Origin of the sequence: Amycolatopsis sp. WAC 04197, from assembly GCF_003947475.1 — a bacterium.
Lineage (GTDB): Bacteria > Actinomycetota > Actinomycetes > Mycobacteriales > Pseudonocardiaceae > Amycolatopsis > Amycolatopsis japonica.
On sequence record NZ_QHJK01000015.1, the window covers coordinates 54,942 to 72,212 of the forward strand.

General features: G+C 66.4%; 12 protein-coding genes. 2 read left to right on the forward strand and 10 right to left on the reverse strand.

Annotated elements, in window-relative coordinates; all coding sequences use genetic code 11:
• Nucleotides 1-23 precede the first annotated feature (23 nt).
• From DMC64_RS38995 to DMC64_RS39010, 4 genes are read right to left on the reverse strand one after another with little or no spacing between them, the layout of a single operon-like run.
• Nucleotides 24-2,516: an RNaseH domain-containing protein gene (locus DMC64_RS38995; protein ID WP_125737607.1), complete on the reverse strand. Its 2,493-nt coding sequence runs from the start codon at nucleotides 2,514-2,516 to the stop codon at nucleotides 24-26.
• Nucleotides 2,510-5,785, reverse strand: a complete 3,276-nt coding sequence (locus DMC64_RS39000) for a hypothetical protein (protein ID WP_199755243.1) — start codon at nucleotides 5,783-5,785, stop codon at nucleotides 2,510-2,512. The genes DMC64_RS38995 and DMC64_RS39000 overlap by 7 nt, the downstream gene beginning before the upstream one ends.
• Nucleotides 5,782-6,933, reverse strand: coding sequence for a hypothetical protein (locus DMC64_RS39005; RefSeq protein ID WP_125737608.1), 1,152 nt, complete (start codon nucleotides 6,931-6,933; stop codon nucleotides 5,782-5,784). Before DMC64_RS39005 ends, DMC64_RS39000 begins: the two co-directional genes overlap by 4 nt.
• Nucleotides 6,930-8,441 carry a PD-(D/E)XK nuclease family protein gene (locus DMC64_RS39010; RefSeq protein WP_199755244.1) on the reverse strand — a complete coding sequence of 504 codons (1,512 nt, stop codon included), beginning with the start codon at nucleotides 8,439-8,441 and terminating at the stop codon, nucleotides 6,930-6,932. The genes DMC64_RS39005 and DMC64_RS39010 overlap by 4 nt, the downstream gene beginning before the upstream one ends.
• 182 nt (nucleotides 8,442-8,623) lie before the next feature.
• Between DMC64_RS39010 and DMC64_RS39015 the strand changes: the two genes are divergently transcribed.
• Both DMC64_RS39015 and DMC64_RS39020 read left to right on the forward strand, forming a co-directional pair.
• A complete protein-coding gene (locus DMC64_RS39015) occupies nucleotides 8,624-11,707 on the forward strand; it encodes a DEAD/DEAH box helicase (protein WP_125737610.1) in 3,084 nt (1,027 codons plus the stop codon).
• 1,000 nt (nucleotides 11,708-12,707) lie between these two features.
• The gene (locus DMC64_RS39020) at nucleotides 12,708-13,583 is read left to right on the forward strand and encodes a hypothetical protein (protein WP_125737611.1); all 876 of its coding nucleotides are present in this window, start codon (nucleotides 12,708-12,710) and stop codon (nucleotides 13,581-13,583) included.
• A gap of 169 nt (nucleotides 13,584-13,752) precedes the next feature.
• Here the strand turns inward: DMC64_RS39020 and DMC64_RS39025 are convergent, their stop codons facing one another.
• The 6 genes from DMC64_RS39025 to DMC64_RS39050 are packed head-to-tail and all read right to left on the reverse strand — an operon-like array spanning nucleotide 13,753 to nucleotide 17,244.
• Nucleotides 13,753-14,151, reverse strand: a complete 399-nt coding sequence (locus DMC64_RS39025; protein WP_125737612.1) for a holo-ACP synthase — start codon at nucleotides 14,149-14,151, stop codon at nucleotides 13,753-13,755.
• 4 nt (nucleotides 14,152-14,155) lie between these two features.
• Entirely contained in the window at nucleotides 14,156-14,950 is a 795-nt protein-coding gene (locus tag DMC64_RS39030) for a hypothetical protein (RefSeq protein WP_125737613.1), read from the reverse strand.
• On the reverse strand, nucleotides 14,947-15,216 hold the full coding sequence (locus DMC64_RS39035; protein WP_125737614.1) for an acyl carrier protein: 270 nt from the start codon (nucleotides 15,214-15,216) through the stop codon (nucleotides 14,947-14,949). Before DMC64_RS39035 ends, DMC64_RS39030 begins: the two co-directional genes overlap by 4 nt.
• Nucleotides 15,213-16,172 carry a ketoacyl-ACP synthase III family protein gene (locus DMC64_RS39040; RefSeq protein WP_199755245.1) on the reverse strand — a complete coding sequence of 320 codons (960 nt, stop codon included), beginning with the start codon at nucleotides 16,170-16,172 and terminating at the stop codon, nucleotides 15,213-15,215. The genes DMC64_RS39035 and DMC64_RS39040 overlap by 4 nt, the downstream gene beginning before the upstream one ends.
• Nucleotides 16,172-16,996, reverse strand: coding sequence for an SAM-dependent methyltransferase (locus DMC64_RS39045; protein ID WP_037348319.1), 825 nt, complete (start codon nucleotides 16,994-16,996; stop codon nucleotides 16,172-16,174). The genes DMC64_RS39040 and DMC64_RS39045 overlap by 1 nt, the downstream gene beginning before the upstream one ends.
• Nucleotides 16,996-17,244: an acyl carrier protein gene (locus DMC64_RS39050; protein ID WP_125737615.1), complete on the reverse strand. Its 249-nt coding sequence runs from the start codon at nucleotides 17,242-17,244 to the stop codon at nucleotides 16,996-16,998. Before DMC64_RS39050 ends, DMC64_RS39045 begins: the two co-directional genes overlap by 1 nt.
• Nucleotides 17,245-17,271: the final 27 nt, after the last annotated feature.

Consider the following 17,271-nt stretch of genomic DNA (forward strand, 5'->3'; position numbering starts at 1 on the left):
AAGGTGAGGACGAGGACCGCGGGTCAGTCCTCGTCCTCACCAGACACCCGGTGATCGGGGTGGTCACGGTCGGCCCTGCCCGCAAGATGCAGCGGGCCGGGTAGCAAAGTCCGGCCGTCCCAGGCGATCGCCTGGTCGCAGAGTCTGGCGGTCAGCGCGGCGAGGCTGGCGGACGTCCACGAACCCTCGAGGACCACCACGATCTCCTTGGCGGTGTAGGAATGCCAGGGCTTGCGCAGCTCCGGTTTCGCATCATCCGGCAACGTCCATCTGGTGTACTTCGCCCCTGCGTCCCCTCCCTTCGAGGAAAGCAACGTCGACCTCCCGGCGAAAAGCCAGGACGGCACGGCGCTGTCGGCGAGCCGGTAGACCTTCCGATCAGGTGCGGCCGGCTTGTTCTTGTCGGCCGGCATGTTGGTGTCCTTCTGTCTCGTCACCGGCCTGCCGATCTCCGACACACCGGTGCTCACCCGCACCACGGCGACGTCCTTCCCATTCTCGCGCAGGGCATCTCCCGGCAATGGCCCCTTGCCGAGCCTCGTGTTCGGGAGACCCGGCCAGATCTTCCTGGCAGCGGGCCCGTCCACGAACACCACGACCGGGAGATGGCCGAGCTCGCCGGTGACGAGGTCACATAACCTCCGTTCGAGTTCCGCGCGGGTCCTCTCCACCTTCGCCTTCGACCGGCCGAACCACGAAGTTCCGATCGAACCGGAGTGGAAATCTGCGATCGCTTCTCCTGTGCGGCACCAGGACCTCTTCTTGTCGCTGTACATCAGCACACGCCACGCCTCCAGATCGCCGGGCACGACGTGCAAGGCACTCATTGTCACCACCAGAGGGCCAATGCCGCGATCCGCCTTTTGCGCCCGCACGTGCACACCGACAAGCAGCGCTGGACGGTCCACCGAGTGGAGCAGCTTGGGGTCCGTGATGGCCCCTGGCAGCCTTTCGTCGAGCACCCCCGCCGCTCGCAGGAGGTCGCGCAACGCCGCCCGCGCGGCGTGTTTGCGTTCCGATGACGAACGCGGCTCGGCCTCGTCGGGCAGGACCAGAGGATCGGTGGCGAGGAACTGGCTGGGAACCCCGCGGTGGCCCAACAGCCTGCGCAGGTGAGGCTTCGCGTCGCGGGTGAGCTCGACCGCCGGGTGATACTCGGTTTCAAGCCACGCGACGACGAGGTGGTCCTCCCCTTCGCTTCGGGGCACTCGGTCGAGCAGGGCCGCGCGGTTCACTGTGCCGTGTTCCAGGAGTCCTGGGCAATAGCATGCGGCCACGTCCAGTCGCTCGTTCACGGTCACTGGAGGTCCGTCGTGCCGAGGCTCGACGGCAACACCGGTGAGTTCCTCGAGCTCAACGAGCATCCGCTGCCGCGCACCTCCGGTCCGGTAGACGCAGGCGATCGTGACGCGCTTGTACCCGCTTGCCCCGATGGCCGCGACAGGCAGGCCGCCCTTCTGGTACTTCTCGACCCTCGTTGCGAGCCTGATCGACGTGTCGATCGGATACCGGAGCGGCTCCAGCCGGGGCAGCATCGCCGAGATGTGCTCCTGCAACCTCATCAACAGGCGTGGACCAGGACCACTGCCCAGCGTGTGGAAGCGGCTGCGCCAGAGCTGCGGCCGGATCGCGCCGGGCCGGTCGGGCAGTTCCTCCGGGATATCCAGTGGGTCGAGCTTGCACGCTTCGTAGATCGTCGCGGTCGCGGGGTGCAACCGCACCCTGCGGACGCCCGATTCCGCGTCCTCCCGGTACTGCATGGGCAGGTGGAGGATCGGCAACCTGCTGTCGGCCGGCTCGATCCACACGTTGTTCGACCAAAAGCCCTTTGACGAGATCCGAGACAGGTGAGCGTCGAAGCACAGCACGGGATCTGAGACACCGGCCCTAGTGACAAAACGGCCGCTCACCCGCAGCATGCTGAAAGCGGTCCCCTTGCGGTTGGCGATAAGGTCCTCGTCCTCCCACGCCAGCAACGCACCGCTGGTGTCCAGGCGAAGCCGGAGGGGCCCACGCCCGTCGATCTTGAGCGGCTGTTCCGCTAGGGCCTTCATGACGCGCCACATCCCCGTGCGGAAGACCCAGTTGGGCGCCTCGGGGACCTCTCCGTCGCGCAGCCTGATGAACTCCGAGAAAGATCGCGACGGTTCGGGTTCCGGCAGCAGGGGCGCGAGGGTCGTCACGTCCGAACCGCCCCGGACGTGACGTTCCCAGGCGTTCATCGCGACTCGCATCCGGTAATCCATCGCACCATCGTCGGTGAGCAGGAGCATGCGTTTTCCGCTCGAACGCTCGGTCTCATCGAGGTCGTACTCATCGAACAACGTCACCGGCCTCCCCGTGGCCGAGGTGAGGCCACGGGCCAGGCTCGAGTAGGCAGGACCCCACCCGCGTTCGGTGCGCGGCATCGTCGACCACGCTGCTTGGAAGTCCTTGGTGAGCGGATAGGCGGTCACCGCGCCGAAAACCTCGTTCAGGTACTTCGCGGGCACGCGGTAAGCAAGGCTGGTCAGCATGACTCGTCTCCAGTGTCCGGTCGGTCCGCGAACTCCAGAAAGGCCCGCAGGGTTCTGCCGTAGTACCGCTCCACCTCACCGAGCTCACCGCTCTCTTTCCACTCGTCACGCAGTGCGGTGATCAACGACGCGAAGCTCGTACCCGCCGAGCTGTCGGTGAAGGCGCCGTCCACGAGGTGCAGCACAGCGGGCGTACCACCTCGCCGTGCCCGGCCGATGAGCTGGATCGCACCGACGATGATTTCTGCGGTCACGCCGAGCTTGACCTCCTTGGGCTGGCATCGGAAGTACGGCGGTCGGTGCACGATCTGCTCGAAGTAGGTACCGGCCTTCTTTCGCCGTTCCTCCAAAAGCCCGAGGGGATCACCGGCCGGCCCCCGGTAACAGGTGAGCGCCCTGGCCTGGATGTGCGCCAGCAGCTCGGCTGGCTCGTCGATGAGCGGAATGGGCCTGACGAGCAGCCACACGGACCCCAGGGCGGAGCGGTCACCGGCACCGATGATGTTCACGCCACGTTGAACACGAGCGAGAGGTGCGATCAGGATGTCGGCGCCGTCGATGCCGGGAAACATCTCCAACCGGTCGGCAGGCAGCTCCCACCACTGTCCTGTCCGGACAGCGGAACCGGCATCCTCCTCCCGTCGCGGCCGCGTCGCGAGGCAGATGCGCGAGGCGGGCACCCCGGCATCGGACAGCCCCAGCGCGACCTGCCTCGCACCGTCGTAGGACGTCGTTGCCAGCAACACCCTGGCGCGCTCTCGATCCGTCCCGGCGAGCCTCGCCAGTTCCTTTTCCAGCTTGGGCCACAACAGTTTCGCAAGCTGCTCCAGCGCGTCCGCTCGATCCCTGCCGTCCAGCCCAGATACCTTGATCACGTTGCCGGCCTTGTCGACGACCTTCTCGGCCACGACTGTCACCTTCGCTTCAACGGCGCCGTCGACCTCCATGTCATCGTCGGAGACCCACCACTTGGGCTGGATGTGGAGGTGACTGTGCGGGGCGTGGGGGAAGTACGACGTGGCGGACATGCCCAAGACGATCCGCCTGGTTCCGGCCTGCGCCAACGCGGTGATGTCGCCGAGGCTGATCGCGTAGAGGTGGGGGTCACCACCAAAGGCAGCTGTGGAGAGCTGCGACGGTTCGCTGCCACTGTCATCGTGGTACTCGGTGAACGCGAACACCAGGCGCCCCAAAGGCCCCGTGGGCATGACCCGCCACCTGCCGTAGGTGCCAAGCGCGTCGGCGATGTCCTGAGCCGACTCCACACCGATGTCGACCAGCTGGGCGTTACTGGCCATCAGGCTGTGCAAGGACCACCTGATGCGTTCGAGAATCGTCCTGCGCAGCACGCGGTTCGCGACAAGCGCCTGGTCCGTGTCCTCGACGAGGTCGAAGAACTCGGCCAGCCGTACTCGCGCGGCGGCGATGGCCTGCCCGGCCAGGCCACTCGTCACCACCTCTCGGAGCACGTCGCGCATCTCCTGGTACTTGGGGGGATCTCCCGGTTCGGGCTCCGCCTGTTCGGGAAAGACCGAAAGATACAACCGCATCTGCTCGTCGGTGAGCTCCTCGTCGAAAGGCTGCCCGAACAACTGGTTGGCCAGTTCGCTGTCCCACCGCTGGGGCATGATCCAGTCCCTACCGGGGCCGCGCCGCCGCTTGCTGTTCTTGTTCTTGCCCGAGGCCCCCAGCCGTTCGTACCGAAGGTGGCTGACGTAGGTCTCCGCGAGATAGCGCAACGTGAAGTAGGCGTCCCGAACGCTGGCGTCCACCTCATCGCTGAGCATGCCGAACGCCGCGCCGAAGTCCTGGTCCAGCCTGCGCAGTGGCGTATTGGTCCGCCCACCGCGGTCGAGCACAAGACCTCGACCCGCCTGTTCGATCATCGAACGCTGGAACGAGTCGACCTCGTCGATGACCACGACCTGGCACCGCCGCAGCACCAATTCCTCGACGGTGACGCGGTCGTTGCGCCCGAGGCCATCGTCCACCGGCGTCTGCAGCATGCCGAGCTGGAGGTTCACGTGAGAGGTCACGATCACGTCGGCCACACAGGCCTCCCGAGCCGCGCGGTAGCGGCCGCAGGTAGTCCGCCAAGGGCAAGAAAACGTCTTGTCCTTGCGCCGCGGAACCGGCTGCCGCAACGTCGCGCAGGGCTCGCGGCCGGGAACCCAGCCGTCCACGGATTTCTCGCTGGAAGCGACCGCTGCGAGCGCACAACCGTAGCCGAAGCGCTCCCAAATCCAGTCGGCCGAAGGCCCACCGTCAGACGCACGCGCCGAGGCCGTCTCCGCGACTTTGATCAACGACCTCGGGGAGACAAGGGGAACGACCGCGGCCTTCTGGTCACCAAGCGCCTTGATCGCTCTCTCGATCTGGTAGGTGGCTTTGACAACGTCAGCGTTGGTGGGCAGCACGAACGCCACGGAGACCTTCTTCTCCACGGCCCAGCAGGCGAAACTCTCGATCAGCACGACGGACTTGCCGAAGCCGGTGTAGGCGAGCAGCTCGTTCAGCTCACCAGCGGCCAGGTCGAGCTCTTTGATCTCGCCGCCAGACCGGTCGCGCACCTGCTGCTCGAAGCGTCGGACGGACGTGACTCGGTAGCCATCCGAGTCGACATCGTCGAGCAGCTTGTCCAGACGAGCGGCGATGAACTCGAGTTCGTCGAAAGGCACGACCAGCTCGTTCAGAGCCGGCGCGTCGACGATCCGGGTCAGCGGCCGGTTCGATTCCTCGTGATGATCCTCGATGTGATAGCGGAAGTCCACATAGGTCTGGTCGGTGCCATCGGCGTTCACGACGCGCGTCGTCGTCGTGTAAGTGCCTGCGGTCGCCGGCTGAAGCGGGTTCCGGTTCGCGACGTGTAGTTCGTCGAGCTCTGTCAGCGCCTGATCGACGAAGTCCGTGAGCGGCATACCTGGCTTGACGATGATGCGCGGGTTCTTCATGTCGTCGTAGTCGTCCGCCGGCGCGCAGCCGGGGATCTCACCACCCTGCAGCAGTCCGTCGAGCACCCGCTTGGCCATGTCGGCGTTGGCGAGCTGATTGGTCCGCTTGCGCAATAGCCTGGCGAACCTCATCGCGTCCACTTCGGACAACCGCAGTCCCCACCGGTCCCAGTCGGTGATGTGCCCGTCCAGCACATACAGCACGTGGTCCCGTGTGACGGTCACGCTGCCACTGCCGGCGTCCTCTGGGAAGTGCCTGGCGGCGAGCCCGATCGCTGCCGTGATGATGCAGGGCAGCACCTTGCCTTTGGTCGTCATCGCGCCTTCCTCACAGCGGACCGGATCTGTCCCAGGAACTTCGTCTCGGTGACGACGGCGAGCCCCGGCAACGCGTCCTCCAATGTCTCGAGCTGCCACTCACACGACTTGGGCAACAGGATGCGAGCACTCGGCGGTCTCGTCCGCAGACGTCCAATCAGGGCGCTCAATGACAGGCATTCCTTGACGTCGACCGCGAACTTCTCGCCCCCCGCAGCGACCAGCAGGTCGAAGCGGTCGAGGAACGGCCAGAGCGACACCTTCGCCCCGGCACGTTCGGCGGACGCCGCGATCCTCAGCTCGCTCGCACCCGGCACGACCACGAAACGCCAAACTCCCGCGTCCACACACTTCGCGCCCTCGGCGGCCTGACCGGCAGGTGGGGCTGGCCGGCGCGCGCCGTCTCGCCGCCGCAATGAAGGTCGATTACCAGGCACCAAGTCGAAGACTGCGTTGTGAGGCCGGTAGCGGCACCTGACCTTGCCAACCGAAGTCACCGCCATTGGCCACTTGCAGTCCAAGCATGGCCACCACCAGCCCCGCCCATCGGAGGCTCGGTAGATCTGCTCCTCCGGGATGTCCCGGTAGCCGCCCTTCGCCAGCCGAATCCCACCGGCACGGTCACGCAACTCGACCAGTTCCTGCTCCCCACCGGCCGGGTGCTCGATGAGGAACTTTCGCGAGCCGACGTATTCGTCCTGCTTGGTGGAGGTGATCATGGCGGTGAACACCCGTTGCCGGATCTGGTCCGAGTGCATCGTGGTCCACGTCGGCAGCCACGACCGCTCTCCAGCGACGTCCTTCAAGGGGATCACGTGTTCGCACACGAGATCGTAGGCGTTCTCGGTGAGCCGACCGTCCTCGTCCAGGAGGACCACATCGGCGAGTTCCGCCGGTTGCCCCCGCACTCCCGCGAGCAGGTGGCCAAGCGGTGCGCGCAAGTGTTCGACCAATTCCACGGGTGCCACGGGCCCCAGACCGGGCCCGTGCACCTCCATCACGACACCGGTCATCCTGGCGATCTCCAGCATGGCAGCATTGCGGTGTACGTCGCGAACCGACCACGCGTAGGCGGCACGCAACGCTGCGGCGACAACTCGCTGTCCTGGTACCTCGGTGTAGTGCTGTCCCAGTACGTCTTCGTTCACGCCTTGCTCTCCGGGCACCATTGGTTGAAGGGACACGTCTCGCAGACCTTTCCGGGCTTCGCGGTGAGCGAAGGTGACGCGTGCCAGGTTTCGACACGGGTCCGGACGACCGACCTCGCGGCCGCGACGATTTCGGGGTCTTCGATGTCCAACTCCGCGACCACCGGCCCGGACACGCTCAACCGTTCCAGCTCGACGCGAACGCGCTCACCCACTCGAACTCCGCCCTCTACAGACAGGACGACAGCGAGGGCCAGCTGCGGGAACTGGATCATCAGGTCGCTCTCATCCAACACGGAGACTGTCTTCGTCTCTCGGACCCTCCACACCTCTCCGGCCCGGTAAAGCAAGTCCGTCTTCGCCACCACCACGACGTTCGCCTTCGGATCGAACACCACGACCGGCCGTTCCGGGTGTGCCTCGACGTACCCTGCCGGACCGCGCAACGCGCAGACGAGCGCGTGGTCCGCGATCATCTGCGTGCCGAGCCTCGCCTGCTCGCCGCTCACAGTCCATCGACCAGCCGACCATTCGTCCGGTGTGGGCGGGGCTTCATCCGCCTCGCAGGCACGCACCGGTACCCGGCGATGCAGATCTTCGAGCCACGCGTGCACCGCCTGTCCTCGCCGGGTGTGATCACTGTCTTCCGCTGTACGGTCACGCGGAAGGAACAACCGCTCCGCTACGAGACGAGCAGGGCAGTCGTCGAAGGACCGCCCGGACGACAACGACCATGAACGCCGGGGCAGCCCGCTGCCGTCAACTCCGAGCAGACCGGACCGAACCGGCACCGCCGGGCATTGCCCGATCAGGTCACAACCGCCGCAGTCCGCGCCGGGCAGATATTCAGTTCCGGAAGCCGCGGCGATCACAGCGGACTCCGCGTCCTTCCGATACCTCTCGTGGGCTTCCTGGGCCGTGCCCTCGAAGAGGACGTTGTGGCTACCGTCGGAGCATCCGATTTCCACGACCCGAACCCGGTGCGGTGTGGGGGCGGACCGCAATGTCAAAGGACGCTTGTCCCACATCCCGCTCAGCACTACGGCAGCGCTCGCGACCACTCCCGCCACCAGAGCGATCTCAGCCTCGTCCCGTGCCCGATCCCGCACGGACTTCGTGCGCAGCAGCCGCAACTCGCGGACGCCGTCCCCCTCGAAGCGGCGACCGGAAACGACCTCCTCCTGCAACACCTCCTCACCATCGCCGGTGTCGAACCGACGGCGACGACCCCAGTTCCGCGACACGGGGACAAGCTCGACCTGCAGTTTCTCGGCCCAGACGATTTCCGCGGACGCGGCGAAGTAGTGACGCACTGCCTTGGCAAGCCATCCGACCAGCATCGGTGGCGGTGGCCGATCGGCGTACCGCTGCCAGTGCTCCAGCGCCTCCTCCACCGTGAGGCCGTCGTGCTCGATGTGGTCCAGCACCTTCCCTAGAGCTGTGGTCGCTCCCACCTGCCGGGTCACCGGAACTCCGGACTCCAGCCGCAACGCGGGCCTCAACCCCACTGCGCGACGCTGGGGACACGTCTGTTCACTCTGCCGCACGTCGAAAGGGCGCACTCGCCACAACCGAGCATCACCGACCAGTCCGGCCGGCGCGTTCCACACAACCATTCAACACATTCCCTTGAGCCGAAACGGTACAACATGATTCCCCGAGCACACCGGCTGAGCTATCGTTCCGTTCTGTGGAAGACGGGCAGAAATTTCATGGCCTCTTCATCGGGGTCGACAACTACGAGTCACCAGCTTTCGAACAGCTGAGGTACGCGAAAAAGGACGCGATCGCGCTGCACGCGCTTTTCCTGGACACCTTCAGCGAGAACGCCACCTTAATGCTCGACTCTGCGGTTACCAAGGACAAATTGACGACAAAACTCGGACACATACAGGCAGCGAGCACGACCCGTGACATCGTTGTGATCACCTACTCGGGACACGGCACCTCGGATGGCTTTCTGGCCACGAGGGACGCGAGACCCGATCGACTTGCGGAGACAGCGCTCCGCCTCGAGGACCTGTTCGACTTGGTGCGCCGGATCAGCGCTCAGGTAGTCATCCTCGTACTGGACTGCTGCTTCTCCGGGCGGGCCGGGGCCAAGGTGCTACGCGGGCCCGAACACGAGGACGCCGCGCGCGGAACAGGCTCGCCGCTCGAGTCGGTCGCCGGAGACGGGATCCTCGTCATCGCCGCTGCCGACGCCGACCAGGAGGCACGGGAGAACAGCGAGTTCCGGCACGGCCTGCTCACCCACTACCTGCTCGAAGGCCTCAGAGGCCACCCCGCCGTACGCGACGGCGACCGCGTCTCCTTGCTGAAACTTGCGGACCACGTCGCGGGTAAACTCCGCCTGCACCCACCCAAGCCCGGCAAGACGCAGCAGACCCCGGTGGTCACCGGCAGATTGACGCACGTCTCACTGCCGATCCTCAACCCCGGCACGAACTTCGCGGCGATCAGTGGTGAAGCCGCTCCGCTACGCGCCACGCGAGCGTTCTCATCGCTGACAGCCCTAGGCGTGCCGGAACAGGTGATCACGGCGTGGCAAAAACGCCATCCGCGCCTGAACGACCTCCAGCTCCGCGCGATCAACGAGGGCGGGGTGCTGCGCGGCGAGAACGTCTTGGTCAGTGCCCCGACCTCGGCCGGTAAGACCTTGATCGGTGAGCTCGCCGCCCTGCGTTGCGTCGCGGACGGCGGCCGCGCAGTCTTCCTGCTCTCCACCCGAGCACTGGTGAACGAGCAGTACGACCGCTTCCGCGAGACCTATGCCGCTGCCGGCGTCCAGGTCATCCGGGTCACCGGTGAGCTGCGCGATCAGACCAGGAGATTCGTGCGGGGGGACTTCGACATCGCGATCCTGACCTACGAGAAGTACATCGGCCTGACGTCTGGTTTGCCCGCACTGCTCTCGAAGGCGAACGTGCTCGTCATCGACGAGATCCAAACTCTGACGCTACCTGACCGCGGCCCCGGTCTGGAGCTGCTGCTGACGTGGATCAGGATTCGGCGTCTGACCGGCTCCGTCCCGCAGATCATCGGCCTGTCCGCAGTTCTCGGTGAGCCCGACGAACTCGCACAGTGGCTCGGCGCTGAACTGGTACCCACCACGCACCGCGAGATTCCGCTGCTGGAGGGTGTGATCACCGAGGACGGTGTGTACCGACATCTCGGCGAGAACGGGCAGGCACAAAGCCATCAGCTTGTCCCCGCAGGTGAAGAAGAGACTCTGCCGTCGCGAGTAGTTCGCGAGCTGGTCGACGCGGGGGAACAGGTGATCGTGTTCATGGCCACGCGCCCCGAGGCGATCGATTTCGCGAGGAAGCTCGCGGGCGAACTCGGCCGCCCGCCCGCGTCCGCCGTAGCCGCGGCGCTCAGCGGGCGGGGGCACGGACGCCTCACCGAGGAACTCCTGCGATGTCTTAAAGGTGGGGTCGCCTTCCACATCTCCGATCTCGGGGAAGACGCTCGGATGGCGGTCGAGCGCACCTTTCGCGTCCCCGAAAGCGAGGTCCGCGTCATCGTCGCGACCACTACCCTGTCCCAGGGCCTGAACCTCGCCGCGGATGCCGTCGTGATCGACCGCCTCCTCCACCCCGGCGAGCCGGAGCGCCCGTACTCCGTGTCGGCGTACCGGAACATGGCAGGCCGCGCGGGCCGCACCGGACTCACCCCCAGAGGTCGTTCTTTCGTGATCGCGCGCGGATCGGTCGACGCGGACCGCAAGTGGAACGACTATGTCACCGCGGCCCCGGAACCGGTCAGGTCCACGCTACCCGCGCACGACCTGCGTTCGTTGATCCTCTACACCTTCGCAGGCCCCGCGACGGAGCTGAGGGCCATGTCGGCGGCACACGTCGGCCACTTCCTGAGGTGGACCTTCGCCGCGCACCTGAAACGAGTCGGGCTGTCAACCCGTTCGTTCTCGCAGGGCCAGATCTCCAACTCGCTGACCGACCTGAGTACCGAAGGCCTGATCAAGCAGGCGGACGACGGGTATGTGCTTACCCCGCTGGGCAAGGTCGCGCTCCGCAGTGGGCTCGGAGTCGACTCGGTCATCGTCATCGCAGAGGCGCTTCGCTCCGTCGCGCCCACCGAACTGACGAGGATGACCCTGGTCGCCGCAGCACAGCTCACCGAAGAACTCTCGGACGTCCGGTTCTCCCTACCCAGAGGCCACTGGCGCAAGGAGTGGCAGGAACTACAACGGAAACTCAGGCACCAGAACATCGCCGAACCAATGCTGGACAGGCTCCTCGGCGACTACGAGCCACTGAGCCCCGGAGTGGCGCGCGCCCGGCGCAGCCTCGCTTGCGTGCGCTGGAGCCGGGGTGTGTCACTACCGATGATCGAACGGGAACTCGTCGAGCACCAGTACCTCGAAGTGACCAGCGCGGGGCCGGTAGAGCAAGCGGCACGGCGGACAAGCGACATCATCGAGGCGGTTATCGACATCGCCATGATCGTGCACCGGGGCGCCGACCTCGGAAACCTCCCAGAGATCCTGCCCGCCCAACTCGAACTGGGCGTCGCTGCCGGGCTCGTGCCTGTCCTGCGGCAGCTGGCTACGCGACTCGACCGTGAGGCTTGTTTGGACCTCGCACGCGACGGCTTCGACACCGCCGGGGCGATCCTCGGCGCAGACGCGAGCGACCTGCTCGCCTATGTCGGGGACCCCGCGCTGGTCAACGCTCTGATCAACGCCGCGGAGAAAGCGGAGGCGCGCGACGAGGCGGACGAACCGTTCCACTTCCCGCCGCCGGTCGACTGAACCACAGGAGCGGTCGCCAAAGCACATGTGGCACGCATACCTGGATTATGCAAGAGAAGACTGGTCGTCGCGAAACCACTCGGCGAGCCTGGCTAAGGCCCCTCGAAAGGGCACCGACCAGAGCGGGAAGTGTCTCAGGAGCGTCGGCGCCATCACAGGCTTAAGGCGATCCGTACTAGCTGTTCGACAGAGTAGTTCTCCGACTTGAGATACCCGCTCGAGGGAGCACACAAGCCCCGTGGGTCTCCACGTCGCCACGGTGATGGGCAGCAGGTAGGGATCGGCCTGCGGCGCAGGCCGCGCGTGACGGCGACAGCGAACGACACTGCAACAAGTTCCTCTATTCGCCGACGAACGAGACACTACGGCGCAGTCTCCTGGTTTCCAACCCACAAGGAAACAGGAAACCTGTTCCGCTGCCGCCGGGGATCCCGGAGGATCGCCATGTCGACGACGACCCGGTTCAAGCCCTCGCGAGGCACAGGACATTTTGAGATGAAAGGCTAAATGATGCACACACACTTCATTATCACGGTGCTGAGCTCGTTGTTCGCCTGAATTCAGGCGGCGCGATCTGCGGAGGCCATACGTCCGCAGATCGCGCTTCTACCCCTCGCTGGTCATGGGAGCTGGCACGATGACCAACTAGGGACGCGAGTTCAGACGTCGCCACGAAGTTGCTTGGTGTTCTTCGGCGCGAATGGCCACGACGACCTTCTCTTTCAGGGCTACCTGAGCAGGTGGAAGCGGCAACGCGAGGGTGACCCCGCAGTACTTGCCTACGGGATCCTTGCACTTCCGGATCGGGCCGCGGGGACTCGTGGTCTGGGACGCTACCGGTACCTCGCCGGACAACGTGCGCCCGCTGGACTTTCTCGGCTGAAGTTGCACGAGGCAGGAGAGACAGATCGACATCGACAAGCTCATAAACGACCTTAAATCGCTGCGCAAGGGCAGGGGCCTGGACGCTCCGGATCTGGTGACAAGGACGGGGCCCGAGTTGCGCGCGGTGTTCGGTCTGCCGGCTACAGCCGACTCTGCCCAGGTCCGGACGCGTCTGACGAAGGGTCTCGCGAAACTGGCCGCACGACTGCCCGACGACCTCTCGTTCGCAGTGTCTACGGCGCTCGCGCTATCCGAGGACGCACGCTCTCGGTTCTACCGCGAGCGGGTCGATCTGGTCGCCAGTCGCCTCCATCGCGACGGGCGCACGGCGACCAGGCATATCGACAACGGCCTGCGTATCCTGGCGGAGCTGGCGATCGCGGATACCACCGGTGCCACACCGGACGCGCGGTTTCCTCTGGCACCTTGGCAGACCACGGAGTTACGCACGTGGGTCGTGCTCGATCGCGAGGCGCCCGAAATCTACGAGATACGCCGCGTCACCACGCCGGAGAAGGAGCTGCGTGAGCTTCAACTCGAAGTCTCCGTACCGGTTCCCGACGGTTGGAAAGCCGGCTCGACGGTCAACGATCCGGAGATCGTCGTCCTCAGCGGGGGAACGCTGCGCACACGGCTGGACTACTCGTCAACGAGAGTCGTCTTCGACCTGGAGCTGGCCGACCCCCTGACCAGGCTTCGGGAGCACGAGTTGTTCATCCGCTACCGGTTCTCGGGCGCCAGGGAGATGGGGACTTTCTATACCTGTACGCCCCGTTTCCCGTGTAGGTCGTTCGCTCTGCACATCAGGTTCGACGAGAAACAGCCGCCGCTCTCGATCTGGAAGGTCGACGGGCTACACATGAGCGAGGTGGAGGACGATGCCGCGCCACGGGAGCTGATCGGTGCCGACCATGCGGGCGAGGTGAACACCCAGTTTCAGGAGCTGACCCCCAATATGTCGTACGGCGTTGTCTGGCAACAGCAACGCTAGGCCTCAACTGCGAATCAAGCCGCCGGGTGCCGTGTGCAGCGAGCCAGCGAACTGCGCCGAACTGAACACGTTTGCGGAATGAGAACGCGGCCCTTCACTGGCGCTCGGTGGTCCCTGGTCAGCGACCTCGCAGGAGCAGCAGCCGACCGCCGCAGCCCCAGAGGCGTGATCAGGCTCCTGCGGTAGTACCGGCCGGGGTGATCACCGCGAGCGCGACCGCCAGGACCAGGTCCGCCTTGTGCGTGATCGACACCTGAACCTCCACGACCCCCAGCGCGGCGGCGCGCGCGGCCGCCGCGTCGGTGAGCACCACCAGTGCCGCGCCGGAGTCGGCTCGTTCGACGGCGATCTGGCGCGGCGCGACGCCGTCGGCGAAACCGGTGCCGAGAGCCTTCGCGACGGCTTCCTTCGCGGCGAAGCGGCCCGCCAGGAATTCGCGGCATCGATCGGGGCCGAACCCGGCCGCGGTGGCGAGTTCGGACTCGGCGTAGACGTAGGCACGGAACCACGGCCGTGCCAGCAGCCGGTCCAGTTCGCCGACGTACAGCAGGTCGGCCCCGATCCGCATCGGGCTACCCCGCCGGGAAGGTGAAGACCGCGGCGTGACTGCGACCGCTCACCGGGTCGGTGTCGCAGAGCACGACCTTCCGGTACGTCTCCTGCCACGCCGGCCAGTTTCCCGCCAGGGCGAGCCACACGCTGGTGCAGTACGAGCCGGGCGCAACCCGGTGGACGTCCTCCGCCTCGACGGTTTCCGTCACCCACGGGCCGAGGACCACGAGCGTGCCGGGCTCCCGATGGGGTTCGAGCAGCTCCCCCACCGACCCGCCGGACGACACCGACGCCAGCCGTGGTCCTGGACCGGTGCCCAGGACCAGGGCGGCACCCGAGTCGACCAGCCCGCCGTCATCGACCAGCGGATGCGGGGTCGGGAGCGTCGTCTGCTCCAGTATCGCGACGACCGCCTCCTCGCACCGTCCCGACCGCTGATACGCCGCCACGATGCGCAGGGCCGTGAAAGGCGCGGCCAAACCCTGCTGTGCCACGGAGAACGTGGTCGCCGTGACGTCGAGCCGGTGGGCGAGATACGGCGCCACGGCGGTGAACGGCAGGACGTCGGGCAGGGCGTGGGTCACGATGACCAGCTGCGGGCGACTCGTGCGCACGCCCTCGGCTTCCAGCAACCGGTCGGCCAGCGCCTTGTGCGAGACGTGCGCGCCGCGTTGCCAGCGTTCTTCGTCCACTTTGGACCCGAACGGTTCGACGAGATCCGCGAGGAACCTCGAGACCGCCGCGTCCTCCTGGTAGCCGGGCCCGGGCGGTGAGATCACCGCGCTCGTGCCGCGCAGGGTCGGTTCACCGCTCATGACACTCCTTCCCCGATGGCCTGCCTGGATTCGACGTAGTCGGCGAACGAACGGACGGTGCGGAGGCGATCGATGTCGAGATCGTCCGGATCCACCGTGATGTCGACGGCCATCTCCACCAGCATCAGCAGTTCCAGGACCTTCGACGAGTCCAGCCGCAGGTCGTCGAACAGCCGCGTGTCCTCGGTCAGCCCGGTGATCTCCCGTTCCAGGACGTCCGCGAGCGCGTCCCCGATCGCCGCCACCACCTCGTCGCGGGCCGTCACGTCCCGCTCCCCCGCGTCCGATGGGTGATCACCATGGCGCCGAACGTCGCACCGAGACCGACCGTCACGAGCACGTAGCGGGCACCGTCGACGAGCCTGCCGCTCTCCCGCAGGGTCGTGTAGTTCAGGAACACGTCCGACGAGAAGCAATGGCTGAGCTTGGGGATGTTCTCCAGGAAGAACTTCTCCGACGGCGCATCCAGCGCCTTCACCGTCTGCCGCCAGGCGAGGGCGTTGACGTTGTGCGGGATCACCAGCTCGATGTCGTCGAACCCGCATCCCGCCTCGGCCACCGCCGCCAGGATCACCTCGGCCAGCCGCGGCCCGTAGAGCTCGCCGAATTCGGTGTTCTGCTCCGGGGTCAGCGCCAGCCATTCCGCGTACTGCCCCAGTGTCTTCGTGACGAAGGAATGCACGACGTCGCCGTCGCCGTCCACAGTCAGCAGGCACGCCGAGGCCGCGTCCGCCATGATCGCGGTGTTGGGGATCAGCTGCACGATCGGCGAGAACGCCCGCTCGCCGGTCACCATCAGGGCGTAACCGCCGGTCTCGCCCTCGGCGCGCAGCAGTTCGGCCGCGACGTCGATGGCACCCAGGCTGCTCACACACGCCTGGTGGGACAACGCGAACGCCTCGACGTCCACCAGTCCCAGCCGCCGCACGAGCTCCTGGGCGATGTCGACGTCGGCCGGCGCGAGCGCCTGGGTCGTATGCGCGAACACCAGCCTGTCGATCCTCCGGCCGGCGGGCAGCGCCGCCAGCGCCCGCTTCGCGGCGGGCAACAGCAGGTCGAACAGGTCCATCCCGGGATCGAACCGGAGGGTGTCGAGGCCGTAGAACTTCCGGAACACGCCGAGTTCCGCCCGGCGCAGCCCGAGGTGCTCACCGAGCTCCTCGATGCGGACGCTGCGCTCGGGCACGAACGATTCGACGCGTTCCAGGGTGGTCGCGCCCATCAGCCCTCCAGGTATTCGGCCTGCAACAGCCAGAGCCGGTTGGCGCCGCGGCGTTCCGGCGGCTGTACCTCGTAGGGCCAGCGGCCCTCGCCCGCGCCGGGCTGGCCGGGCTCCTTGATCTCGTCGACCTTCCAGCCGTGGGCCAGCAGGAACTCCTCCGGCTCGTCGGTACCGAAGATCCACGGTGTCCCGTCGTCGGCCAGCCGGTCGAGGAACGGCTTCGAGAACGGGCTGCGCAGCAGGGCACGGCCGAGGATGTCCAGCGCGAGCCTGCTTCCCGGCGCCGACACCGAGCCAAGTGTCTCCAGCAGACCGCCCGCCTGCTCCTCGGTCAGGAAGAAGGTCAGCGCCTCGGCCACCCACAACGTCGGGCGGGCCGGGTCGAAGCCCGCCTTCTCCAGTTCGGGCAGCCATTCACGGGTCAGGTCGGCGGGTACGACCCGGCGATCGACACGCGGCTCGGCGCCCAGTTCGGTCAGCCGCCGCTGCTTCTCCACCAGCAGTGGCTCGTGGTCGACCTCGAAGACGACGGTGTCCTCGGGCCAGTCCAGCCGGAACGCCCTGGTGTCCATCCCCGCGGCGATCAGCACCACCTGGCGGATGGAGGGATCCGACCGCAGCTCGCCGATCGCGTCGTCGAGGAACCTGGTCCGGATGCTGATGAACGGCAGCAGCCCGCCACCGGCGTAGCGTTCGATCAGCCGGAACCCGTCCGGCGCGGCGAGGGCGCTCGCCAGCGGGTCGACGTACAGCGCGTCCTCGCGTTCGGACTCGAGCGAACGAGCCGCCGCCATCCACTGCGCGGTGTAGGAAACGGCGTGCATCAGCTGACTCCCGCTCCGGCAAAGAACGCCTTCTCGATGGCCGACAGGGTTTTGAAGTCCGCGATGTCGATGTTGTCGAAGTCGACCTCGACGCCGCTCGCGTCCTCGATCACGTAGACCAGCTCGACGAACGACAGCGAGTCGACCAAGCGGCTCTCGATCAGGTCCTCTTCGAACGCCAGCTCGGTGCGTTCGGGGTGCCTGCCGAGAATCCAGTCACTGACCTTTTCGATACCAGGGGTGGGCATGTCTTCTCCTTCGAGGTTGTTTCCTTC

Excerpts from the sequence above, each read along its gene's own strand:
- DMC64_RS39040 (WP_199755245.1), bottom strand. The coding sequence starts at position 16,172 with ATGGGCGCGACCACCCTGGAACGCGTCGAATCGTTCGTGCCCGAGCGC.
- DMC64_RS39050 (WP_125737615.1), bottom strand. The coding sequence starts at position 17,244 with ATGCCCACCCCTGGTATCGAAAAGGTCAGTGACTGGATTCTCGGCAGG.
- DMC64_RS39000 (WP_199755243.1), bottom strand. The coding sequence starts at position 5,785 with ATGACGACCAAAGGCAAGGTGCTGCCCTGCATCATCACGGCAGCGATC.
- DMC64_RS39045 (WP_037348319.1), bottom strand. The coding sequence starts at position 16,996 with ATGCACGCCGTTTCCTACACCGCGCAGTGGATGGCGGCGGCTCGTTCG.
- DMC64_RS39025 (WP_125737612.1), bottom strand. The coding sequence starts at position 14,151 with ATGCGGATCGGGGCCGACCTGCTGTACGTCGGCGAACTGGACCGGCTG.
- DMC64_RS38995 (WP_125737607.1), bottom strand. The coding sequence starts at position 2,516 with ATGCTGACCAGCCTTGCTTACCGCGTGCCCGCGAAGTACCTGAACGAG.
- DMC64_RS39030 (WP_125737613.1), bottom strand. The coding sequence starts at position 14,950 with ATGAGCGGTGAACCGACCCTGCGCGGCACGAGCGCGGTGATCTCACCG.